Source organism: Microcoleus sp. B9-D4, assembly GCF_036705105.1.
Classification (GTDB): domain Bacteria; phylum Cyanobacteriota; class Cyanobacteriia; order Cyanobacteriales; family Microcoleaceae; genus Microcoleus.
This window is the reverse complement of record NZ_JAUBTS010000028.1, coordinates 52,500-76,061: the sequence shown is the minus strand read 5'-3', so window position 1 is coordinate 76,061 and position 23,562 is coordinate 52,500. Positions and strand designations below refer to the sequence as shown.

Annotated in this window: 17 protein-coding genes; 9 read left to right on the top strand and 8 right to left on the bottom strand. The window is 44.5% G+C overall.

The window, feature by feature from the left end; genetic code table 11:
• The first annotated feature begins 96 nt into the window (after positions 1–96).
• From QUB24_RS18060 to nrdJ, 5 genes are all read left to right on the top strand, one after another.
• Entirely contained in the window at positions 97–1,050 is a 954-nt protein-coding gene (locus QUB24_RS18060) for an ABC transporter ATP-binding protein (protein WP_333154559.1), read from the top strand.
• Positions 1,051–1,243: 193 nt separating this feature from the next.
• Positions 1,244–2,938 (top strand): hypothetical protein, encoded by a 1,695-nt coding sequence (locus QUB24_RS18055; protein WP_333154558.1) that lies wholly within the window; start codon positions 1,244–1,246, stop codon positions 2,936–2,938.
• A 572-nt stretch (positions 2,939–3,510) separates the two neighbouring features.
• Complete coding sequence (locus tag QUB24_RS18050; protein WP_333154557.1) at positions 3,511–5,673, top strand: DUF4394 domain-containing protein; 2,163 nt, start codon at positions 3,511–3,513, stop codon at positions 5,671–5,673.
• A gap of 163 nt (positions 5,674–5,836) precedes the next feature.
• A complete protein-coding gene (locus QUB24_RS18045; RefSeq protein WP_333053679.1) occupies positions 5,837–6,124 on the top strand; it encodes a hypothetical protein in 288 nt (95 codons plus the stop codon).
• A gap of 208 nt (positions 6,125–6,332) precedes the next feature.
• A complete protein-coding gene (nrdJ, locus tag QUB24_RS18040) occupies positions 6,333–9,620 on the top strand; it encodes a ribonucleoside-triphosphate reductase, adenosylcobalamin-dependent (protein WP_333154556.1) in 3,288 nt (1,095 codons plus the stop codon).
• Between the two features lie 117 nt (positions 9,621–9,737).
• On the opposite strand, the gene QUB24_RS18035 is transcribed toward nrdJ, so the two are convergent.
• The 3 genes from QUB24_RS18035 to QUB24_RS18025 are packed head-to-tail and all read right to left on the bottom strand — an operon-like array spanning position 9,738 to position 13,108.
• Positions 9,738–12,032 (bottom strand): Piwi domain-containing protein, encoded by a 2,295-nt coding sequence (locus QUB24_RS18035; protein ID WP_333154555.1) that lies wholly within the window; start codon positions 12,030–12,032, stop codon positions 9,738–9,740.
• The gene (locus QUB24_RS18030) at positions 12,029–12,850 is read right to left on the bottom strand and encodes a PD-(D/E)XK nuclease family protein (protein WP_333154554.1); all 822 of its coding nucleotides are present in this window, start codon (positions 12,848–12,850) and stop codon (positions 12,029–12,031) included. Before QUB24_RS18030 ends, QUB24_RS18035 begins: the two co-directional genes overlap by 4 nt.
• A 36-nt stretch (positions 12,851–12,886) precedes the next feature.
• Complete coding sequence (locus tag QUB24_RS18025) at positions 12,887–13,108, bottom strand: hypothetical protein (protein ID WP_333055735.1); 222 nt, start codon at positions 13,106–13,108, stop codon at positions 12,887–12,889.
• A gap of 348 nt (positions 13,109–13,456) precedes the next feature.
• Here QUB24_RS18025 and QUB24_RS18020 point away from each other — a divergent pair, with 348 nt between their 5' ends.
• Together QUB24_RS18020 and QUB24_RS18015 are read left to right on the top strand one after the other, a co-directional pair.
• Positions 13,457–14,545, top strand: coding sequence for a helix-turn-helix domain-containing protein (locus QUB24_RS18020; RefSeq protein ID WP_333154553.1), 1,089 nt, complete (start codon positions 13,457–13,459; stop codon positions 14,543–14,545).
• Positions 14,546–14,602: 57 nt separating this feature from the next.
• Positions 14,603–15,295: an ImmA/IrrE family metallo-endopeptidase gene (locus QUB24_RS18015; protein ID WP_006630968.1), complete on the top strand. Its 693-nt coding sequence runs from the start codon at positions 14,603–14,605 to the stop codon at positions 15,293–15,295.
• 196 nt (positions 15,296–15,491) lie between these two features.
• On the opposite strand, the gene QUB24_RS18010 is transcribed toward QUB24_RS18015, so the two are convergent.
• Positions 15,492–16,778: a Glu/Leu/Phe/Val dehydrogenase gene (locus QUB24_RS18010; RefSeq protein ID WP_333154552.1), complete on the bottom strand. Its 1,287-nt coding sequence runs from the start codon at positions 16,776–16,778 to the stop codon at positions 15,492–15,494.
• 311 nt (positions 16,779–17,089) lie between these two features.
• Here QUB24_RS18010 and QUB24_RS18005 point away from each other — a divergent pair, with 311 nt between their 5' ends.
• Positions 17,090–17,701: a DUF4126 domain-containing protein gene (locus QUB24_RS18005; protein WP_333137851.1), complete on the top strand. Its 612-nt coding sequence runs from the start codon at positions 17,090–17,092 to the stop codon at positions 17,699–17,701.
• 208 nt (positions 17,702–17,909) lie between these two features.
• Here the strand turns inward: QUB24_RS18005 and hemH are convergent, their stop codons facing one another.
• A complete protein-coding gene (gene hemH, locus QUB24_RS18000) occupies positions 17,910–19,073 on the bottom strand; it encodes a ferrochelatase (protein WP_333154551.1) in 1,164 nt (387 codons plus the stop codon).
• 254 nt (positions 19,074–19,327) lie between these two features.
• On the opposite strand from hemH, the gene QUB24_RS17995 reads away from it, so the two are divergent.
• Entirely contained in the window at positions 19,328–19,567 is a 240-nt protein-coding gene (locus QUB24_RS17995) for a class I SAM-dependent methyltransferase (RefSeq protein WP_333154550.1), read from the top strand.
• A 388-nt stretch (positions 19,568–19,955) separates the two neighbouring features.
• On the opposite strand, the gene QUB24_RS17990 is transcribed toward QUB24_RS17995, so the two are convergent.
• The 3 genes from QUB24_RS17990 to QUB24_RS17980 form a co-directional block, all read right to left on the bottom strand.
• Positions 19,956–21,101 (bottom strand): hypothetical protein, encoded by a 1,146-nt coding sequence (locus QUB24_RS17990; RefSeq protein WP_333154549.1) that lies wholly within the window; start codon positions 21,099–21,101, stop codon positions 19,956–19,958.
• A gap of 192 nt (positions 21,102–21,293) precedes the next feature.
• Positions 21,294–21,992 (bottom strand): GDYXXLXY domain-containing protein, encoded by a 699-nt coding sequence (locus QUB24_RS17985; protein ID WP_333154548.1) that lies wholly within the window; start codon positions 21,990–21,992, stop codon positions 21,294–21,296.
• Positions 21,993–22,091: 99 nt separating this feature from the next.
• Complete coding sequence (locus tag QUB24_RS17980) at positions 22,092–23,492, bottom strand: DUF2157 domain-containing protein (protein WP_333154547.1); 1,401 nt, start codon at positions 23,490–23,492, stop codon at positions 22,092–22,094.
• Positions 23,493–23,562: the final 70 nt, after the last annotated feature.

The window sequence follows — 23,562 nt, the reverse complement described above, 5'->3', positions numbered from 1 at the left end:
CGAGATGACAATTCATTGAAGAACGGGCTAGGCTAGTTGTAGACTTCTATTTCCCTGCCAGAAATGCACCGATAAAATTTCATTCACCCTCCAAACATGGCAAAACAACTAGCAATAGAAACTCGCGGGCTGACGAAACAATTCGATCGCCATATAGCCGTCAATGACATCGATTTGCAAGTAGCAGCAGGCGAAGTATGCGGGCTGATCGGCCCCAACGGTGCCGGCAAAACTACTTTGCTGCGAATGCTGGCGGCGGCTGAGGAACCGACTACAGGGGAAATTTACATCAACGGGGATAGGTTATTGCGCGATCGATCGCACCCGATTCTCAAACAGCGCATCGGCTTCCTTCCCGACGACTTTCCCCTCTACGACGACTTGACTGTTTGGGATTATTTAGACTATTTTGCCCGACTCTACAACCTCCAGCAACCGCGCCGCCGAGAGCGAATCAATTCCGTTTTAGAACTTGTGCAACTAACCAACAAGCGCAACAGCTTAATTTCCACCCTTTCGCGGGGGATGAAACAGCGCCTGAGTTTGGGGAGAACTATTATCCACGAACCGCTATTGTTGTTGTTAGACGAACCCGTTTCTGGCTTAGATCCGATCGCCCGAATGCAGTTCCGCGAAATTATCAAAGTTTTGCAACAAGTGGGCATGACTGTAGTCATATCATCTCACGTCCTCAGCGACTTAGCCGAACTTTGTACCTGGGTTGGTATCATGGAACTCGGATATCTGGTCGAAAGCGCACCTTTACAAGAACTTTACAAACGCCTCAGCCGCCAGCAAATTTTGATGTCGGTTTTAGGCAATAATTTAGCAGCGCTAATATCCGAGTTAAAAAACTTTCCTTGGATAGAAAATTGGGAAATAGTCCAGGAAACTAATCAGGTGTGCGTTAACTTTTCGGGAAGCCGGGAAGATGCCGCCAATTTATTGCGCGAACTCGTCACGGCAAAGATTCCCCTAACCGAATTCCACTGCACTCAAGAAGACTTAGAAACCATCTTCCTCAAGATGGGACACCAGCAAGCATCTTAATTTAGTCGTTTCCATAATCAAATTAATTCTTTGTGGAACGGGCATCTTTCCCGTTATTGAAAATAATTCAACAGTGAGTTATAACTGAGTTAGATTTTTTACGGTGGGAGCGGAATTATTTCACCGCAGAGATCACAGAGGACACAGAGGAAGAGAAGAGAGAGAATTACCAATTACCAATAACTAATCAACCATGACACTCAACTTACTGGACAAAATCGGCAACTGGAATCCCCAGTTATTTCGAGAAATCAAAGGCCGCTTGAATATTGGCAATATGGCGATCGCATCTGCTTTCTCCTTCGGGCCTCAACTGCTGCTGTTCATGTATTACAGCGCCCAGTTACCCGTTGCCCTTCGTAATGTCGATCGTACTGAACCGATTTATAACAGATTTTGTGTTTTAAAGACGACCACTGACACAAAACCAGGAACAAAATGTCTCACAGATACCTTGGGTAACATAGTAATTGATTGGCCCAAGTGGTGGGTAGAAATATTTATTTGGCTGAGTATATTTAGCGTGTTAGTCCTATTAGTAGCAGGGACTTATATGCTCGTCAGTGACTTAGACAAGGAGGAACGCCGGGGTACGCTCAACTTTATTCGCCTCAGTCCCCAATCTGCCAACACCATTTTTATTGGCAAAATTCTCGGTGTCCCTATTTTAGTGTATCTAGCAGCAATTCTGGCGATACCACTACATCTATACAGTGGATTAGCTGCTCAAATACCTTTGAATGAAATTTTATGCTTCTACATGGCGATCGCAGCCAGTTGTAGTTTATTCTACAGCACTGCGATGCTATTTGGATTGACAACCAGTTGGTTGGGAGGATTTCAACCTTGGTTGGCTAGCGGTATCGCTTTGTTTGTGTTTGTAATCTCTACAATTAAGTTGACAGTAACTGCTGGGGATTTAGGAACATTTGTATCTGCCATTGGCATCCTAAGATATCTAATTGTTGGAAGAATGGATAACTACGAATTCAATTCATTAGGTGCAGACATACACCAGTTACAATGGTTTTACTTGCCCATCGGTAAAAATATTGTAAGTGGCATTATTTTGTCTCTGTCAATTTGTAGTATCGGAACCTATTGGATGTGGCAGGGATGGCAGCGCCGTTTTCCCAATCCCACTACTACAGTTTTGAGCAAGCGACAAAGTTATTTTGCTGTTATCTGCTGTCAGCCCATTATCTTAGGCTTTGCACTCCAATCTGACCCCCTAGCCTACGGTAAAACTTTTCCTTTGCTAACCTTGAATTTGGTGATGTTCTTAATTGTAATAGCATCTTTAACATCTGACAGACAATCTTTGTATGATTGGGCAAGGTATCGGCAACAAATTGTTCCCAGCGGTCACAAGTTGTGGCGACGTTACCCACTACTCGATTTGGTTTGGAGCGAAAAAAGTCCGGCTATAGTTGCGATCGCGATTAATCTCCTCAGCTCATCCTTCATTTTACTCAGCGGACTAATTTTAATACATCGGGGCGAGTTTCAAAAGTCTCACACAAGCATATTTTGGAATGTCATTCTCGGTATCAATCTGATCCTCATCTACGCAACCATCACCCAACTATTCCTATTTCTCAAAACCCGCAATCAGGAAATTTGGGCCGTAGGTACTATCAGCGGTGCTATCTTGTTACCACCTGTGATTTTATCTATGCTCTTGCTCACTCCAGAAAAAAATCCTGTCTTCTGGCTATCTTCAACCTTTCCGATTTTTTGGTCTTTTTCGCCTGACATAGGATCTGGAACTACGATTTTGATTTCGATACTCAGTCAGTGGACTGTGTTGCTGTTGTTGAATCTCAAATTGCGATCGCAACTGAGACTCGCAGGGCAATCAGCTTCTAAAGCACTGCTGAAAGCTTGAAAAAGCAGGGGTAGGGATCAAACGTGAAACTCCGATTCAGGCAGGGGCTTAAACCCCTGCCTGAAAGCTTAAGTCGTCTTCAGACGACTGTTCGACTAACTTATTATGCCAATTCCGCATTTATACTCTACTTTATATTGAGCGCTGGTGGTCGCTGCTACACACAAAGCCCACCTTCGCAGGCTTTAAGATTAAATTTGAAAAATAATTTCTAACTGTACAGATCCAAAATTATAGAGTCAGCGTATATTACTAATGAACGCAATACAAAATTTCATAGGTTCGCACCCTAAAAATTTCAGCTTGCCTGTTTTCAGTTGAGGTGCGATCGCGCTTGGCTACACAGCAAACTCTAAAATACGGCTAAGTGATATGTATTGAGGAGTGGGTTTATTTGAATCGGGGGGCCGGTTTATATATCATTTTAGCGGCGTGTAATAGTTTTATGGCAACCCACCCCTAAAGCCGAAAATAATAAAAACTATCCTAAAAGTGCGAATTTGTGATATTTTGACTGAGAATACCGCCGCCGTTAGGCCACAGAAGTATCAAAATTAGAGGGTGATTAGAGCATGGCAGAAATTAGAGACACCGCACAAGCAAATTTGCTAGCAGGAACTCCAGAAGATGACCTAGTTTTTGGTTTGATGGGCAATGACACCATTGCGGGAAATTCCGGTAATGACAGCATTTTTGGAGGAAAGCAAAGCGATTTAATTGAGGGCAATTTAGGTCAAGATTCGATTTTTGGAGATTTAGAGAACGACACTATTAACGGCGGAGAAGGTAACGATTTTTTAGTGGGCGGAAAAGGCAGCGATTCCATATCGGGAAACTCCGGCAATGATGTTTTGTCCGGGGATCGAGATACTGATGTCCTGATAGGGGGAGAGGGGGCAGACCTATTTGTTTTGAGGCGCTACGCTGAGGCTGACCCTTTCCTAACCAGTGGCGGTGTTAGTTTGGCAAATGCGGACGTGATCGCCGATTTTGTACCAGGTACAGATTTAATCGGTTTGGGGGAAGGTATCAGTTTTAGCGACTTGAATATTCTGGAAGCTGGAAACGATACTGTTATTCAAGACCGAGTGACTGGAGAATTTCTCGCTACTCTCAGAGGGGTGAGACAAAGTGCAATTAACCAGGCAAGTTTCACTAATAATATTGGCAGCGTTGTTCCCAGCCCCCCGCCTCCAGCGCGGACAACGGCTTATGCTTTAACTCCTGCTAATCGGATTGTGGGTTTTAGTCTTTCCAATCCGGGAAGTGTGCTCTCAGATTTGCCCGTGACTGGATTGCCAGCGGGAGAAAGTTTGCTGGGAATTGATTATCGGCCGGCTAACGGCAGACTTTACGGTGTGGGTTCTAGCAATCGCTTGTATACTGTCAATCCGATGACTGGCGAAGCAAGTCCAGTCGGTAACGGGCAGTTTGCTGTTCCCCTAACTCCGGGGGCTGCGGGTTTTGATTTCAATCCGACAGTCGATCGAATTCGGTTTGTCAATCAAGCCGATCAAAACGCCCGCCTCAACCCGGATAACGGGGCACTTGTGGATTTTGACACGCTGGCGGGGGGAATTCAACTCGACGGGAATTTGGCTTATGTTGCGGGCGATCGCAATGTTGGGTCAAATCCAGCGGCTGCTGGGGCTGCGTATGTGAATAACTTTGCCGGGGGAACTTCGACAACCCTGTTTGTAATTGACAGCGATTTGGATGTTTTGGTGCGACAAGATCCGCCGAATAATGGAGGGTTGAATACGATCGGATCTTTGGGAGTTGATGCTACTAGCGTTCTCGGCTTTGATATCAGGAGTATTGGCGGCCGCGAGGTGGCAGTGGCGGCGCTGGAAGTGGGTGGCATTTCCGGCTTGTACAATATCAATTTAAGTAGCGGTCAAGCTTCCTTTGTCGGTCAAATTGCCGACGGGAGACAGATTAACGGTTTGGCTTTGCCTTTGCCTACAGCTTACGCCTTAACTGTCAGAAATGGCGCCGAAACAATTGTCGGTTTTAACGAGGCGGCACCGCGGGCGATTCTCAGCGACGTGGCAGTTACAGGGTTGCAGCCGGGAGAAAGTTTGCTGGGAATTGATTTTCGCCCCGCTAACGGTTTGCTTTACGGTGTGGGTTCTAGCAATCGCTTGTACGCGATCAATCCCGTTACTGGGGCTGCAAGTGCAGTCGGTAGCGGACAGTTTGCTGTTCCTCTAACTCCGGGGGCTGCGGGTTTTGATTTCAATCCGACAGTCGATCGAATTCGGTTTGTCAATCAAGCCGGTCAAAACGCCCGCCTCAACCCGGATACCGGGGCAATTGTCGATGTTGACACGCTGACGGGGGGAGTTCAACTCGACGGGAATTTGGCTTATGCTGCGGGCGATCGCAATTTTGGCAATCCCGGCGCGGCGGCTGCTGCTGCGTATGTGAATAACTTTGCAGGGGCAGCTTCGACGACACTGTTTGCAATTGACACCAATTTAGACATTTTGGTGCGGCAAGATCCGCCGAATAATGGCGTGTTGAATACTATCGGGTCTTTGGGAATTGATGCTGGTACCGTTCTCGGCTTTGATATCAGGAGTGTTGGCGGTAACGAGACGGCTTTGGCGGCGATCGATGTTGGCGGAGTTTCCAGTCTATACAATATCAATTTGACGACCGGTCAAGCTTCGATTGTCGGTCAAATTGGTGACGGGCGAGGGATTAAAGGTTTAGCACTGACTTTGATTTAACTGCTAGATTCCCAGCGATTTTAGGCATCAATTATGTACTTTTTAGGTAGAAAGTTGAAAAAAAATCAACTTTTATACAATCTGAAATTGTCAGTCTAAAGTCGTTTGGGCAATTCCCAATTCCCAATTTGAGGTAACATATTATTTTGCCAACCAAGATAATATGTTATCTCAAGTTTTTTACTTGCTACGTTCCCGCAGTGACGGCAAATATCTGTCCGCGAATCCCAATCCAGATGCGGCAGTGAGTTACCTGCTGATGTTTCGCGAAGACTATGACGCTTTGAGCTATCTCAATGCCCACGCTGCTGATGTTGCCGATCGATTCGGAGTAGAATCGATTTCCGGTTCTCAGGTAAAAAAGCTACTCGAACGTTGGGGCTTTAACGGCGTGGGGGTTGTTCAAGACCCGCTGTTACCCAATATTGAGTTTTTATTGACAAATAATTGACAATTGACAAGATTTGCGCTTAACCCGGTTTCAGGAAGAAATCGGGTTTTTTTGTCAAGTTTTGAGCCGATCGCCCGATCAAGCTTGTACAGTTCTGTGCCCCATATCTAGTGCAAATTGTCAAATATATTAACCTTTTACCCTAAATCTGAATCCTGTTGTATATTCGTAGTCTGTTGATTTATTCCCACACGTCAGTACACAACCTATGGTTCGAGAATTAGAGCGATCGAGTGCCAACGAGAAACGCAACCTGTCCGATTTCCCCGAAACAGCACCCGCAGCCAATCCAGTATTTTTTAGGACTTACAGCCGCCGTACCGAGACAGGAAGGGAAACTTGGGCCGAAGTGTGCGATCGAACAGTCAAGGGGCTGCAAAAGCTGGGAAACCTCACCCCCGAAGAAACACAACTGCTGCACCGGATGCAAAACGAGCTCAAAACCCTAGCTTCAGGCCGGTGGCTGTGGGTAGGCGGCAGCAAATGGATCGAGCAACCAGAGAATTTTTCCGGCGCATATAATTGCTCCTCAACAAATATTCTCGACTGGCGTTCCTTTGGCTTGTTGATGGATTTGGCAATGATGGGCTGCGGCACTGGGGCAGTCTTGGAACCACAATATATCAACCAACTGCCGCCGATTCGCAACCGTTTAACCCTAACCATGCAAGGCGAAATCGGCTCTACACCCGCCCAGTCGCGCCGTCAAGAAACAGAAGTAAAAATAGCCGAAAAAACCGCAACTATTTATGTCGGAGATTCTCGTCAAGGTTGGGTACAATCCTATCAAACTTTGCTGGAATTATCCACAGATGAAAGATTTGCAGGAGAAGTTCAAGTATTCATCGATTTGAGCGATGTTCGCCCGGTGGGAGAACCTTTAAAAGGTTTTGGCGGAGTAGCAAATCCGGTGAAATTGCCCGACCTTTATCAGCGCTGCGCCGCTATTTTGAATAAAGCTTTAGGGCGGCAGTTAAATTCAGTTGAATGCTGCGTGTTGATAGATGAAGCGGCGGTGACAATTGTTGCCGGCAATATTAGAAGATCGGCCGGAATGCGTCAGTTTTCTTTTGATGACGAACTGGGGGCAAATGCTAAAAATAATTTGTGGCAACAAGATGAAAGCGGCAACTGGAGAATAGATCCAGAACGCGATGCCCTTCGGATGGCCAACCATACGCGAGTTTTCCATACCAAACCTACACTAGAAGAATGTATTGATGCTGTCCGTAAACAGTATTACAGCGGCGAAGGTGCGATTCAATGGGCCGGCGAAGCTGTAGCTCGATCTAACGTTGATTTACTTTCTACACCGAGTCTTAAACTTGAGTTTTTGAAAGCTTATGACGAAGGAAAAGCTAAAGAGTGGTTGCAGGAACGCCATCCTAATATGACTGCTGGCGAGTTAGAGCATAGGTTAGTTCGTGTGGGCTTAAACCCGTGTGGTGAAATCATCGGCTCTAATTTTCATTGTGTCAGTGGCGACACTCTGCTAATTACTAGAGACGGACTGCATAAAATAAAGGACGTTCTTGGAACTGAAATCGAGATTTGGAATGGTAAAAGATGGAGCTGCGTCACACCATTTAAGACAGCGAGTGATACTTGTGGCGGGCGACGCAAACTTTATCGTGTAAAGTTTGGTGATGGTACTTATCTGGATGCCACAGAATATCATCGCTTTTTTGTCAAGGATCGCTTTGGTAAAGTTTACAGAGAAGTTCAAACCAAAGACTTGATGGATACAAGCCGCTATAGCATTCATACTGAACCTTTTACAATTCAGTATGAAGATGGCTTGAATATCGATTCAAGTTATGCTTACACTTTGGGGGTCGCTGTAGGAGATGGAACTACAGACAAAAATGACAATGCGAAAGTTCGACTTTACGAACATAAAATGGCATTGTCAGTAGCAGGAAATAAGTCTCCTGAAAGAAGCTATGACTATTTACCTGCTTTTACCGATGTAACTAACTTGAGCTTTTCTGGAGAGTTGCTGAAAAGTTTGAAAGTTAACCCAGAAGCACTAAATGTAATTGCGAGCTGGAATCGGCAAGCAATTTTACATTTTATTGCTGGATTAGCCGATACGGACGGCTCGAATACCCACAGTAATGGTATCAGAATTTATATTTCTGACCGCGATCGCGCTTTTAGAGTTCAGTTACTTTTGACCAAATGTGGTATTCGTTCGTCGCTAAATCTTTGCGCTCATCAAGGGTCAATTACTAATTACGGTGTCCGAAGTCGAGATTTGTACTACTTGCAAATTACTGAATGTGGTGAAATTCCTTGTCAGCGGTTAGATGTGAGCAAAGGGACCAATGCTAAACACAAAGGTAAATGGCAAGTGGTCAGAAGTGTCGAAGAATTACCAGGATTGCACGATACTTACTGCTTCAACGAACCAGAGTTTCATAAGGGAGTTTTCGGCAATACCCTAGCTGGAAACTGTAATTTGGCGGAGGTTCACCTCAATCAACTTGACCCTTACAATTTCAAAGAACAGGAGGAAGCTTTCAAGGCAGCGGCTCTATCTGTCGCGGTACTTCTCAATCACAAATTTCTTGAACCCCGCTATCAATACAGCCGCGAACTAGACCCGATTGTCGGCGTATCTTTCACGGGATTGTTCGATTTCTTTGTTCATGCTTTTGGCGTTGAGTGGCTGCGCTGGTGGGTGGAAGGCCGCCCGCAAACTCCGCAAGGAATCGCTTTTAAACAGCGGGAAGAAGAGTATTTGAGTGGTTGGCGCCAGATTGTCGATCGGGTAGTATGGGATTATTGCGATCGCCATTCCTTAAAACGCCCGAATCGCTGCACAACGGTTCAACCATCGGGTACTAAATCTCTGCTGACAGGTGCTTCGCCGGGGTGGCATCCGCCGAAAGCCCAGCGTTTTATTCGCCGAATCACTTTCGGCAAAAACGACCCCGTAGCCCTCGCCTGCATCGACTACGGATACAACGTGATTCCGTCTCAATCTGACAAGGATGAAAACGGCAATTTGCTGAACAATCCCTTCGATGAACGCTGTACAGAATGGCTGGTAGAAATACCTGTTGCGGTAAGTTGGGCTGACTTGCCCGGTGCTGATGAAATTGACATTAACAAGTTCTCAGCGGCGGCACAAATGGACTTTTATATGCAGGTGCAAAAGTTCTATGTCAGACATAACACTTCGGCCACGATTGAACTACGCGAAAATGAAGTTGAAAGTTTGGGCACTCGGATTTACGAAGCGATTCGCGATGATGAAGGCTACATTTCCGCAGCGCTTTTGGCTAGGTTTGATGCTCTTGAAACTTTCCCGCGTTTGCCATTTGAACCGATAAACAAGGAAACTTACACCAAGATGGTGGAAGAGACTTTGGCGCGCCGCGAAATTGATGTTTTTCATGCGGCTTTGAGTCGCTATGACTTAGGTGAAATGATGGATTCTGGGCCTGCGGGCTGCGATTCAGATAAATGTTTGATGCCGGAGACTAAATAGATTTAGCGATCGGCTTAAGTATGAGAAATCCCCGGGCTTTGGGGATTTCTTTTTTTTGAGTTGCACAAAAATCCTAAAGCCTTGATTGAGGCTGTTCTGGAGAAGAGGCGATCGCTCTTACAGCCAAAATTGTTTATCCCCATCCAATGCACCCGGAGAAATCCCTTGTAAACGACGATAAGCGATGCGATCGGAGCCATATAGCGGTACAGGTAAGCGCGGCTCTTTAAGGGCTCCATGATGTAGTAAGGTAAGTTTAAGAGTTGCTTCTACTACACTATCAAGTGATACTTGCTGTCCTTCATCAGGAATAACCCTCAAACGCAGGGGATAAGGTAAACCCATTTTCTCAGATTTCACTTCAGTTGTCACTAAAATCACTTCATGGGAAGACAAGCAAAGTGATAACCCTTTTTTTGGTGCTTTCAAAACAGACTGCTCAAAGTTGTAAAGTCGGGGAATTCCTGACTTTATGCACTCCACTAGAATAAAATTGGAACCAATGGCTTTCGATCGTTCCCGTAAATGCTTGATTTCACTACCGCAAAAGTGACCGTCACGGTAAATTAGTACAGTTTTGCGACTGAGTTCAGCAGCAGGGAGAAACCTTTCTAGAGTTCTTTTATCGATTTCTTCACCTTCTGTAAGAGCATCTTCTAGCCGATAGCGAATAAACTCTCCTTGTTTACGGTAGAGACGGACACTTGCACAGACATTTAGGCTTCCAGTTCCCTTCTTTTTCGGAGTTCGGGAAATATCGAAGCCGATAAAATAATCCGCAACCTCCAGAGGTTCAGCTAGAATAAAAGGCAAGTTTCCCAATTTTGCCAAAATTCCAGGAATGACTTGATTGAGGATATTTCCGTGATTGCTAGTATCTTTCAGCGTGTCCTCGTAAATGACTTGGCTAGCAATTCCACGGCGAAGTAACCGCGAAGATATATAAGCATAAAAGCTGCCATCCTCGCTATTGTCAGCGTGGCGATCGCTCTGGGGTAGAAATGTCAAAACCAGATCCGGGGGAATTGGCAATAACTCATCTATCGCTTGTTCCACTCGGGCTTTAGCCTCATCTGGGCTCAAGCCATCTGTCACAACTACCTTTACTCTATCTTCATCAATCTTTTGGGTCTTTCGATCTATCAAAGGGATGCTTTCAAATTGGTATAGTTTGAGCCGCTGATAGATTTGTTCAAGGAAGAAAGAATTGACTTTAAAGTTACCAATTTTTAAAACTGAAATGCGAATTTCTCTCGATGGATCTTTATAGTCCTGATGCTTTTGATAAACACCACCTCTAGACAGTCCCTTTAAGACTTCACCTCTTTTACCAATAACATTTTGACCGGACTTGTCTTTTCCGAAAAGTAGTTTTGTTTCATCAAGCTTAAATGGCAGCGATCGGAATATGTTGGGATGCTGACGGCTATTGATACTATCTCTTAACTGAAAACCATAAACAGCTAGATGTTCTCCCGCCTTTTGTTTGTAGGAGGTTAAACAATTCTTTCGTTCTATGTATGGAATTTTAGTATGTTTGAGTAAATCTCCATATTCCACCTCAAATTTAACAGAGGTCTCCTTAGTAATACAAGGATAAAGAGCAGCCATTGCATAGTGAAATTCTTTGGTTTCCTTGCCAAACTTAATGGCTACTACTGGTTGATTTTCAGGTGCTTCTGTGAGTTTTTCTTTGCTAATTGAACCAGTCGCTTTTTCAAGCAATTCTTCTCTACGTTCGCCAATATTTCCTGCCAGATCAACAATGGTAGCAGAACTATTATTTTCAATGACTCGAACTTTCATTCCGATCAAAAGCTCTTGAGGCTGGTGTCGGTAAGGATGATTTTCATAGAAATCCGAGAGAGTACCATTAAAAGTAAAGTAACTGTGAGGCGTTAAAACCAGTGCTGGGTGTAAAATTCCTTGCAGTTCAAAAGTTTCGGCCCAAAAGTCAACTTCACGCTTGACTGCAACACGATTATCAGACCAAACAGTGTCAGCAGGTGAGAAAGTTCGCCTGATTTGTAATACCCTCACAGCTAGTTGAGCCAAGATACAAGCTGTTGGCTCTGGTTGATTTACCCATTGAATTGAGTAGGATAGATCACCAATATCATTTTTCAGCTCTTTTAGAATTTCATTCAGTGCTGTTCGCCATTCACCTTCGTTCGGCATTGGTTGATCGGGTTTAGCTAAAACCCAGAAACATTTATCTTCCCAAATGACGATCGCATCAGGAAATTTCTGACTGAAACGCCAGCTAAATCGATTGCCAATCTTGCGATCGACTTCTGGGCTTAGTCGAAAGCAGATTAAATTTTCTTGAGAAATACTCAGTTGGAAAATTTCACTCAGATATGTTGGAGATAGGGCTGATTGCCGAGAAATTTGAACGGGAGCAGTAGTCATGCAGCAACCTCTGATACAGAAGAAAATTGACAAATTGAATTAAAGGAACAGTAGCCACAGCTAAAACCTGGATTGGCTGGAAAAATCATACTGAAATCAGCAGGATTATCTCTGTAAAGCTTTAACTGTTTCTGATGCTTTTGAGCAATTAGTGCTAACTCGATCTGAAAAGCTTTGAGTGTACCAGCAGTTGCGCTAATTGGGTCAGACTGCTTGCCAGTCTCCAAATTGTAGAATGAGGCAATAGCTGATTGGCTCGGATAGAGATAACTGGCTGCTAGCAGGTAAAGGTATGCCTGTCGTCTGTCAAAATCAGATTTACCTGTTTTGAAGTCCAAAATGTGCAGCCTGCCATCAGACTCAACAAAAATGCAGTCAATTGCTGCATAGAAGTTAAACAGATAATTCCCCTGCTTGATTATAATTGCTTGGGGAAATCCCTCATCACCTCGACTCAATTGAATGATGTTCTTGCCAAAAAGAATAGGGTGCTGCTGGTAATTTTGTAAGATGAGCTTTACTCGCTCCTCAACCACGGCTGACTGTTGATTTAATTTCAGCATTTCTGCTAATTGCTGTGCACCATCTTTTCGGGATAACAGTTCAGGGGCTTGATGAAATTCATAAACTCCTCTTTGTGCCAGCAGTCCAATTTTCTGAGGTTGGCTGTCAGTCGCTAACAGTGCTGCTATTTGAGGTTCTCGCTGAAGTGCTTTGGCAAAACCGCGCTTCATATCGCAGTGTAAGTGTTCTTTTCCCACTGGTGGAGCAAACTGCAACCAGAGATTATAACTGGCAAATGCCCAAATTTTTTTCACAGGCTGAGCCCTCTATAATAGAGGGCAGTTATTGGTTCATTTCGTGAGAATTGCGTGAATTGCCTCTTTGGCTTTAGCTGACTTGGAAATTCCAGTCTGGTTGGCTAGTTCCAAAGTACGCAAGCCTTCTAGCATTTGTTCGACAGCCTTCCTGACGTTTGGATTCCGGCTCGTCTTTTGCACTTCTTCCAGCAGCAGTGGCAGGGGTCGGCCGATTGAGAAGCACAGTTGATCCGGATTCGATTGCTGTTTTTTCATACTTTGCCTCCTGTATAAAGCTTTGTAACTCAACAACTAGAGGGATGCCAGTCATAGTTGATATATACTTTCAACATATTGGCTAGAACCCTCTTATGTTGAAAGTATATGCAACATGAAAAATTATGTCAAGGGGTCGAGAGATAAAAAAGTATGTTGACATAGCTATTCAACATCAGGTACGATCGACCTATAAGTTATGGTGGATTAACCAATTTGGGTAATAGCTCGACAATAAAAGCATTGAAACCCTTATGAGGTAAAGGTTGTAGCTTTCACACCCTTTGAATGCTCGCAACGTTAAAATCAGTGGGCTTAGGGAATCTCGTCAGTAAATCGGATGTGGCTATGGATAAACAAGAAGGTCAAAGTTTTGGTGCGGTTATTTGGCAAGCCCGCAGGAAAAAGCGATTGAGTCAGAGAGAACTGGCTGTAAAGGTAGGAGTGGACTACACCTACCTTTCAAAACTGGAAAATGACCACGTTGAGCCAAGTGAGAAGGTCATCCGCTCGTTAGCAAAGCATCTAGAGTTGAACGCAGAGGAATTGATATACCTAGGCGGTCGCATGACCGAACATGACACTGAAGCTCTTGAAGAAATGGTCAGGGCGAATTACAAGGAAATGCCTGCTTTATTCCGTCGAGTGCGGGAAAATCCTGGCATTGACTCATTCGTAGAAGCACGGGAGGATCAACTCGCAAAACTGCAAAAAGAAAATGCTACCCTCAAAGCCAAAATTTCAGAGCTAGAAAAACAACTACGGATCTATCGTTTTTTTTCCAAAGCGGAAATAGAACGCAGTGCTAATGAAATTATGCGGCAAATGCAAGCAAAAAAAAATATTCTTAACTGGCCCTTTGATGTCACTCGTGTAGCTGATTTTCTAGAAGTTAGTATTGGTTATGCTATAATTCCTCCTGATGAAGAAGGACCCATTGTCGCTAAAATTTTACATCAAGAACGCGCCATTATTATCAATGAAGATTTGACAATTTTTAATAAAGATATTTCCCACTTTAAGAATAAATTTTACTCTTCAATAATTGCTCACGAAATAGGACACTGGGTACTTCAAGTTAACCAAGATGAATTTGAAACTTTATCTGAACAGCGGAAGATGAATTATAATAATGTTGCCAAAGGTATAGATACATTCTTGTGTCGCTTTGCTAGCGAAGAACTCGATCGGTACAGTTTGAATAAGCCCGGGAATGGGGTAGAATGGCAAGCTCAATATTTTGCCAGTTGTTTGCTAATGCCTCGCCACGTCTTGGAAGAAAAACGAAAGGGGCGTGATTTAACGAAATGGTCTCATCTTTATGCAATGCGAGATGAACTGGGCGTAAGCATATCACATCTAATTAATCGCCTGCAAGACTTAGGCTGGATTTACATCCCAAAAGGTTCCAAACACATTTACCAAGGTAAAGGCTAGCTCCAATGATATTTCGATAGGTTTGATAACAATCGTAGAAGGTGAGGAGAAGAAAAAATGAACTTATTTAAGCCAGTAAGATTCTTAAAAAAAGAAGAAATCGAAGATAAGGCTAATGAGGTTTTGATGAAGATGAAAAAAGAAGGTTTTATCCCCAAATGGCCTTTTGAAGCTTCTTATGTGGCTGATGCTCTTGAAATTCGTATAGCTAGAGGCAAAATACCACCAGACAATGAGGGAATAATAGCAGCTAAAATAGAACCAATAAAACGTTTAATTACCATTAATGAACTGTTCTTTGCAAACATAAAAATAAATAAAGGGCTGGAAGAATCAACAATCGCTCACGAAATAGGACACTGGGTACTTCATGTCAACCAAGATGAAGCTGATGGTATTGTAAAGCAGCTCGAACTACCTCTAAACTGCCAAGCTACTCCACAGCTATTTTTGTGTCGCAGTCTTGATAAGAGCCATCAAACTACATTCAATAGTAAAGTTGATATTGAATGGCAAGCGCAATATTTTGCTAGCTGTTTGTTAATGCCTAGATATATCTTGGAAGAGAAGCGAAGAGGACGTAACTTACAAAACTGGCCTCACCTCTATGCAATGGCTGATGAACTTGGCGTAACTATATCAAATTTGACAAATCGCCTGCAAGATTTGGGCTTGATTAACATTCCCAAGGGTTCCAAGCAGATATATTTAGGTAATTCAAGACCTAATGGGCAGCAAAAGTTGTTTTAGAAAAGCACGATCGTCCTTTCTCTTCCCCTACTCAAAAAGTGCGATTGTATAGCAACTAGCTTGCATATCGCTTGCGTGGAGGCCTAAAATTCGCCCATAATTCAAAGCCAAGTTTTGCCATGTTGGTTCGTAGACTGCACTTTTTTCAAAGAGCTGCGGTAAGATTGTACGATCGCACAATCTTACCCCACTTTTCTCAACCGTTCACATAATAATCCCGCGTTCCCTTTGCATTCATCGCTTCTCCGAGTCGATTTAACCCGTACACGTAAGCCGCAGTTCTCATGGAAACTGACAATTCCTGAGATTTTTTCCAAATTGCCTCAGTTTCTTCGACCATTTTATGCTTCAACCGCTGGTTGACTTCCTCCAGCGTCCAATAAAGCCCGCTGCGATTTTGCACCCACTCAAAATAACTAACCGTTACGCCTCCCGCATTGACTAAAATATCAGGGATTACCTGAATTCCCCTCGCTTCTAAAATCAAATCAGCAGCAGAATCAATCGGGCCGTTAGCTACTTCAAAAATAAACTTAGCCTTAACATCATTAACATTGGCTTCCGTTATTTGATTTTCCAAAGCTGCTGGAACCAGCACGTCTACATCTAATGCTAAAAGTTGCTCATTTGTCAATATTTCGTGTTCGATAATATTGCAAACTGAACCTTCGCAGTAAATAGCTTTGATACCTTTGTTCGAGTCTTTAAATCCTCGAATACTGGGGATGTCCAGACCTTGTTTAGCATAAATTCCCCCTTGGGAATCGCTGACAGCAACAACTTTGTAACCTGCTTTCCAGAGCAGTTCTGCTATTTCTGCACCGGCATTACCAAAACCTTGTACTGCTACAGTCGTATCTTGAGGATTTAGCTCAAATTTGGGTAGAATAGTTTGTACTACAAAAAAAGCACCCATTGCTGTGGCCGTATCTCTGCCCAAGCTGCCACCAATTGTCACTGGTTTACCAGTCACCACCGCTGGAGAAAGCTGCCGCTTAATAATATTGTATTGATCCATCATCCAACCCATAATCATGGGGTTGGTGTAGACATCCGGCGCGGGAATATCGACATCGGGGCCGATGAAATCTGCGATCGCATCGACATAGCCCCGGCTCAACCGTTCCAATTCCAGTTTGGACAATTCCTTGGGATTGAGAGTAATTCCGCCCTTGGCTCCTCCAAAGGGCAAGTTCAAAACTGCACATTTAAACGTCATCCAAAATGCTAAGGATTGCACTTCATCAAGGGATACTCCCGGATGATAGCGCACTCCTCCTTTAGACGGGCCTCTGGTATTGTCGTAGCGCACTCGATAACCTTGGAAAATTCGCAGGGAACCGTCATCCATCCGCACGGGAATCGATACCACTAAACTGGATTTGGGGTGTTTCAGCCTTTCGATCGTATCCTCGGAAAGGGACACATATTTTAAGGCTCGTTCTAATCGGCGGCTGGCATCGGCAAATAATGAATCAGACATAAGAAGTGAGTTGACTGTTGACTGTTGACTGTTGTCAGAGAGAAGAAGGCTTGGGGTGCTTAAGCTAATTTAATCACAATCCTGGTTGAATGCTGCCTCCTTTCTTCTGACAACACTCAACTGCTTTGTATCGATCGACAATATCGCGGTGCCAAGCAGGATTAAGCAGATACACTTACAATAGAGGGTGATATTTAAGCTCAAGCCTCAATTTGAGTTCGATCGCTCAAATCACAGCCAGCCATCAGGGGAATTAAATTCTGAAATAGAGCGAGGCTTTAGCTGACGTTAGAAACTGAATTATTATTATTATGGTTGGACTCCTAGCCGCACTCTCTGCGTCTGCGGCAGGGGGTATGAGAATTGCCCTGCCCCTGCTGTTAATTGGTTTGTTGCGGATTGACAAACTTTGGTCGGAAATACCTCTATTGTCGGGGGTTCCCCCCCAAGTGGCTATCACCATTTTGGTGAGTTGGTCGCTGTTAGAGTTATTTGCTTCTAAAACCTTTGTAGGACAGCGGGTATTGCAAATTGTGCAAATTATTTTCAGCCCTATTGTAGGAGCAATTATGGGAATTTCGATCGCTCAAGTAAGTTCGATCGATGAAATTATTGCTCACCCTTGGATGCTGTGGATAATTGGTATTGTCGGAGGTTTGTTGGCTTTAGTGCTGCAACTGGTACAAGCAGGATGGTTTTATCGGCTGCGGGGTTTGCCGATTTGGGTGATTTTCCTCCAAGATGTTCTGTGCATTTCCTTGGTTTTGTTTGCCTTTGACGCACCGCGGCAGGGAGGGTTAGTGGCGATGATGCTGCTGTGGCTGGCAATTCGCAGTTCTAAAGAGTGGTATCGCTGGTACAAAAGTCAGGGAATACCGGGCGATAGGGGAAATCCCCGCCGCCGCAAGCGCGATCCTGATTAATTAGTGATTAGTTATTGGTGATTAGTCATATTGTTTGCGGTTGTTTCGGAATGATTTAACCGCAGAGACCGCAGAGGGCGCCCAGAAAGAGAAGAGACAGATGAATAATTCCGATACCAACGGATTTTATATCATTAGTCATTTGTAACAACGGTCAACAGTCAACAGTCAACTGTCAACAGTCAACTGTCAACTCTCAACTGTCAATTTAAAGCAATCCGATCGAGTGTAGCGGGCCCTGACCCGTAATTAACTCCAGCAATAGTGCCACAAAACCAATCATTGCCACACGACCGTTCCAGACTTCCGCCCCCGTGGTCAAACCCCACTCCCACTGCTCTTGAGGGTACATTTTCACTATCTTGGAAGGGCGTATAACATCGGAGAATTTAACGCTGGGAGATTCGATCGACTCGATGACTAAATCGGCCAAGGCTTCAATAAACACCGGATGAGTATTCAGGGCGGGCACTCGGTAGAAATTTTTAATCCCGGATTCTTCTGCTAATTCTCGATACTCCATGTCAATTTCTTGCAGAGTCTCGATGTGTTCGGAAACAAAACTAATCGGAACTACCAACAAATCTTGGACTCCATTTTCTGCCAATTCGGTAATGGCATCTTCGGTGTAAGGCTTGAGCCATTCCACCGGGCCAACCCGACTTTGATAAGCTAGAGTGTGTTCGTTCGTTCGATTCAAATGTTCCATAATCAGACGAGTGCAATCTTCAATCTCGCGCTGATAGGGGTCTCCAGCCTCTTCTACGTAGCTGAGGGGGACGCCGTGGGCGCTGAAAAAGATGTGAACGCGATCGGGATTCGGATTGTGGTCTAGTTGTTGGGCTATCAATTCCGACATTGCCTGAATGTAACCAGGCCGCTGATACCAAGAAGGAATCGCGGTATATTGTATATCCTTGAGGGCTGGATCTTTGCCCCACATTTCTTCTAGCTGCCGGAAGCTAGAACCGCTGGTGCTGATGGAAAATTGAGGATACAGCGGCAAGATTGTCAAATGTTCGATGCGATCGCGCTTAATTTTGGCGATCGCCTCTTCGGTAAAAGGATGCCAGTAGCGCATCCCCACGTATACTCGAGCATCCTGTCCCTTTTCTTGCAAGAGTTCTTGCAGGGAAGCGGCTTGTTCCTCGGTAATTCGCCGCAAAGGAGAGCCGCCACCGATTTGGCGGTAGTTTTCCTGGGATTTTTGAAAGCGCAGGGTCGAAATCAACCAGGCGAGCGGTTTTTGCATCCACGGAAACGGAATGCGAATGATTTCCGGGTCAGCAAACAAGTTGAACAGGAAAGGACGGACATCCTCGATTTGATCTGGCCCGCCCAAGTTTAATAGCAATACTCCCACACGACCCATAGCGGTTACAGCTCTCCCATCGTCTCAGTTCTGTTACTTATCTTTATCATATAACTTAATAATATCTTAAGTCGATAGCAAGGTATACATAATTTTGACTATGGCAACAATTTTTAGAGATTTAAGTTATCGGTATCAGCCTCTCTAGGATTGCGATCGCGCGTCTGGCTGCTTTGAGCGTAGGCGGCAATGCTCGTTTGGGTCACAACAGCCAACGAAAAATGTACCATCAGCCAATTATTATTTAGAAGATTTTGCCGACTGTCAGTTTGACAGGAGTACGCAGCAGCGTTGCGATGCACGAAATGCAACGGGCGCAATTGCGACAAATCTTTCAGGAAGTATACCGCGTGCTTAAGCCCGGTGGTCTATTCATTTTGGTAGATATTCATCGGCATACAAATCCGGTATTTAGGTCAGGGTTGGCTGTATTTTTGTGGTTGTTTGAGACTGAAACTGACTTGGGGAGTTTGTTGGCAGAGGTGGGATTGTGATCGTACAATTCCGAAGAAGCTCAGCAACCAAAACTTTATGCTGGCGGCAGCATTCAAGTAATCCAAGTTCAAAAGTCATTAGTCATATAAATTCCGGTTCACCGGAATGATGTTGACTGTTGACTGTTGACTGTTGGCTGTTGACTGTGAATCGAACAACTAAAAATTGCGCCGAGATAGGTTGCAACTTGTAAAAATCCTTCATTAATTGCCCTCTAATTTATTATTCCGGTGCAGCCGGAAACGATATCAAAAGTCATTAGTAGACTTGAATGGCAAAACTCGCCAACTATCTGGAAAAGCATCTACGTTTACCTGCGTTTATCTGCGGTTTCCCTATCAATCAAAAAAAATTGCAATAAGTCTACTAATGACTCATGACTCATAACTAAACAAACTTTTTCGCTTCTGCCAAAGCCGCCTCAAACTTTAGCAATACATCCTTTTCTGTGTGAATAGCTTTCTCTTGTTCCAGCAGGGGACGGCCAAAGCGAAAAATGCCGTCCTGTTCTACGTGGTCTACATAAGGCAGCGTTTCTGGATGTGGCAAAAATTTTCTGCCGATGGTGTACGGCGTGTGGAAAGAAAAGCTAAAATCTGGAAACTTGTCGCTCTTGATTTCGAGATAGTAAAGCGAGTAATAATCTTTGGTTTCGCAGTACACACATTCGCGGCACTTATTTACAAGTTTGCGGTTCTGATAGAAAAAGTCCCACTTGTCCCAATAGTAGGCATCTTTCATCATTTCCTGGTGGTCGTCGCACAGTTCGAGATATAATTTGTCAGAATCCGCCGGACGGTAGAAGTAAAGCATGGCGTAGGGCATTTCAATCAGTAACTTGACTGCTTGATTTTTTCGCTGGTACCATTCCTGCTGGTGAGTTTCGTAGACTTCCTTATATTTATTAATTGCTTTAAAGCTGTTGAGCTGATTTTCTTTAGCCCAGCGCGACGCCCAAACTGTCCAGTAAGCTAGCTGGAAGGTTGCTGAAATTTCTTCCGAACCTTGTTCTTTCCAGTCGGCTATGATTTTTTCCCAAGCTGAACTAAAAGCTACTCGTGATTGTTCGTTTTCTTCAGGCTGAGCTGTATTGATTGGCGGGGGTATTTCGCGATTATTTTTAATCAGCCCTTTGGGTTCTTTGCGCCAATTATTAATATCGGTTGGCGTTAGACTTAAGATGAATCTTCTGTCGTGAACGGGATATTCTAGATGGATGCCTGATTTGCGGAAAGAGCGGTATTCTAAAATAGGGAGTTTGTCTTGTTCAATCCACTGCTGGCGTTCTGCTGGCGAACACTTGAGCATTGTTTCTAATTCAACGGGATCGACGGCTAATTCACTTTTGAATGTCTCCCAAAATCTTTCTTGTTCGGCTGGATTTGCTTCCAGCAGGGATACAATTTGGTTGACGAGATGATCTGTTTGGTCTGGGCAATTTTCGGGAAGTCCTAAGAAGTCGAGGAGTTTGGTCTTGAGTATTCGTCTGGCTGAGATTAGCTCGGCTAACATGAGAAGCTCCAGTAGAGTCATGACTTGCGCCCTTGAACTGGCAAGATTTGCACAAGTCTTATATATCTTAATAGATTCTCCTGGGTTGTCGGCAATTGAAATGTGGGCGCGAGCGAGGCTATCCCGGAGGGAATCGCGCAACCTCGACCCCATCCCTAAGCAATAATACTCAAAACAAGGGCAAAAGACCGATCGACCTTTTGGCTAAATTGGCTAAAATCGATAATTGCGATCGCGCACCCACAAACTCACAGGCACAGCATGGCCTGTTTTGTCAACCTTTACTTCTACCAAAAATGATTGTCGCTGGTTCCTTTGAGCTTCGCTAATCTCCTGATTGACTTTTTCCCTTTCATCCTCTGGCATATAATAAGTTTCTAAACCGTATTCCATCTGCCAACCGTTATATTTGCCCTTAATAGCGATTTGATTGGCGGGCAAATTGGCGGGATTTTCTAGACTGACGCGGACGGGTTTCCAAGCTTGGGGGCGACCGGGATTAGTCGCGGTTTTTGGCGCTTCTAAAATTACATAAAAACTGGTTTTTGGCTTGACATTGTGCGTATTTTGTGGACAAACAATTGCGGGCGGACAATATATTTTTTCCGTCGCTAAGTCTTTCCAGCCGGGGAGTTTTTGGAGATTTGTGCTAGCAGAAATATCATAGCTCAAAACTTGGTAATATCCCCGCAAAAAGTCGTAAGGATCTACTGGTGCTGTTTGCAGGACAACTGTTTTGCCAGTAATAAAAGTGTAAACTGCGGTCGCTGGTACGGCGGCAATTAGTCCGATTTGCAAGAGTAAAGGAACCCACAGCCGCCACGCGGGAAGGCGTTTCGCAGCGGGGGGAAGCTGAAACAGATTTGTTGGATCTGGATTTTTAACTAATAAGTCAATGTTGTTTGTGTTCATGTTAGGTATGGGTTATATTGTTTACGGTGGTTTCGGAATGATTAAACCACAGAGACCGCAGAGGGCGCTGAGTCGCCAGAAGAGAGAGATGAATAATTTCTATTCATCGGGGATTTTTGCGAAGTGGCGCTCGAACCACAAACCAGCAGCAATTACGCCAATTCCGCACAAAACAAAGACAAAAGATTTGAGCAGCAATTCTGTGTTATATTCAAACACTCGGCTGATAATTTGCAGGGTAATTAATACCATGCCTCCCCAAAAGCTCTGGCGGTTTCCTAATGCTAAACCTTCTCGGATTAAGCCGACAGCAAGCAAAAATGATAAAACATTGAACAGAAAAGTCGCTAATTGAGGAATGGGAGTAAAATTGAGGTGAAAAAGCGGTATAAAGGCGGTGATGACTATCAAAAGTGCGATCGCACCTGTGGTTAAATTCACTCCTTTTTGTTGGGGCCGCCGCAGTTCCAAACGTCCCAAGCGCAGCCACTCAAACACCGTGAAACCGCCCAAAACAGCCACATTTGCCAGCAAAACCCAATCCGACTCCGTTGGCGCAGGATTCGGCGAATCTTGCCACAACCAGTGGAAAGAAAGAAAATAAAATAAACTGGCGAGAAACAGCAGTGCTAAACTGCGGGCGGTAGGTTGAAACAGCTTGCTGCGTACCTTCGGCCAGATTGCATCGTCGTATCCCCACAGCAAAGCGGGCGGTAGGGCGCAAAAAATTGCTGTACCCCAGGTTAGATTTAATCCTTGGACGATAGAAACTTGTAGGGAAAAAATTATCGCGATCGCACCTATGGCAAAAATAGCACGCGATCGACACCAATAAGCCAGCGGCACAAACATTATACTGGCTGCGATCGGCATTTGCCGCACCAAAACTTCCAGCCAAGAAAACTCGACTTTGGAAGACCAATCTAACACGGCAAGCCAATAGCCCAAACCGATTAAAAGTGCGGACAAAACGCCCAAGGAAGTCAACCGCAAACTGTAAGCCATTCCGAGCACGCCGATTCCCCAAGCAAGGAAAAGTCCGTAGGAAGAACCGCCAATGTGGAACATTTGCGCCATCAAAGCCATATTTGCTCCTAAAATCAGAGCTCCTAACAGCAACAATCCTTCACCTAAGAGTTTGTTTCGCCCTTTTGTTGCGGGCCGATTGGGAGGGGAGTTGTTGCTTCGGGATGGGGGAATTCGCCACAGATAGAAACCTGCTGCATTGACTGCTACGAAAAGACTTAGCAGCAGTGCAACTCTCACTTCGCGCGACCAAACTTGCCAGTTTGCGGCTACAAAGGTGATGACTCCTATACCGAGGAGAATGCCGCCGAGACTCATCAGAATGCTGAGGAAACGGTTGCGGGAGGCGGTTTCGAGTGTGTTGAATTGGTAGCGTTCCGAAAGTTGTTGGTAGAATGAAGTATCGATGAGTCCTTCTGCTTGCCAGAGTTTGGCTTGTTCCCGCAACTCGCGTCGAAATTTATCTGAAATCATTTTTAATATTCCAGAGGATTTGAACTGTGATAGTTTTCACTATGTCACTTGTGGGGCGATGGTCGATGGA

What these genes read in the sequence shown, in the direction of transcription:
- QUB24_RS18050 (WP_333154557.1), top strand. Translation starts at nt 3,511, where the DNA reads ATGGCAGAAATTAGAGACACCGCACAAGCAAATTTGCTAGCAGGAACT.
- QUB24_RS18055 (WP_333154558.1), top strand. Translation starts at nt 1,244, where the DNA reads ATGACACTCAACTTACTGGACAAAATCGGCAACTGGAATCCCCAGTTA.
- QUB24_RS18060 (WP_333154559.1), top strand. Translation starts at nt 97, where the DNA reads ATGGCAAAACAACTAGCAATAGAAACTCGCGGGCTGACGAAACAATTC.
- QUB24_RS18035 (WP_333154555.1), bottom strand. Translation starts at nt 12,032, where the DNA reads ATGACTACTGCTCCCGTTCAAATTTCTCGGCAATCAGCCCTATCTCCA.
- QUB24_RS17990 (WP_333154549.1), bottom strand. Translation starts at nt 21,101, where the DNA reads ATGACTCTACTGGAGCTTCTCATGTTAGCCGAGCTAATCTCAGCCAGA.
- QUB24_RS18015 (WP_006630968.1), top strand. Translation starts at nt 14,603, where the DNA reads ATGAACTTATTTAAGCCAGTAAGATTCTTAAAAAAAGAAGAAATCGAA.
- QUB24_RS18005 (WP_333137851.1), top strand. Translation starts at nt 17,090, where the DNA reads ATGGTTGGACTCCTAGCCGCACTCTCTGCGTCTGCGGCAGGGGGTATG.
- QUB24_RS18025 (WP_333055735.1), bottom strand. Translation starts at nt 13,108, where the DNA reads ATGAAAAAACAGCAATCGAATCCGGATCAACTGTGCTTCTCAATCGGC.
- nrdJ (WP_333154556.1), top strand. Translation starts at nt 6,333, where the DNA reads ATGGTTCGAGAATTAGAGCGATCGAGTGCCAACGAGAAACGCAACCTG.
- hemH (WP_333154551.1), bottom strand. Translation starts at nt 19,073, where the DNA reads ATGGGTCGTGTGGGAGTATTGCTATTAAACTTGGGCGGGCCAGATCAA.
- QUB24_RS18020 (WP_333154553.1), top strand. Translation starts at nt 13,457, where the DNA reads ATGGATAAACAAGAAGGTCAAAGTTTTGGTGCGGTTATTTGGCAAGCC.
- QUB24_RS17985 (WP_333154548.1), bottom strand. Translation starts at nt 21,992, where the DNA reads ATGAACACAAACAACATTGACTTATTAGTTAAAAATCCAGATCCAACA.
- QUB24_RS17980 (WP_333154547.1), bottom strand. Translation starts at nt 23,492, where the DNA reads ATGATTTCAGATAAATTTCGACGCGAGTTGCGGGAACAAGCCAAACTC.
- QUB24_RS18010 (WP_333154552.1), bottom strand. Translation starts at nt 16,778, where the DNA reads ATGTCTGATTCATTATTTGCCGATGCCAGCCGCCGATTAGAACGAGCC.
- QUB24_RS18045 (WP_333053679.1), top strand. Translation starts at nt 5,837, where the DNA reads ATGTTATCTCAAGTTTTTTACTTGCTACGTTCCCGCAGTGACGGCAAA.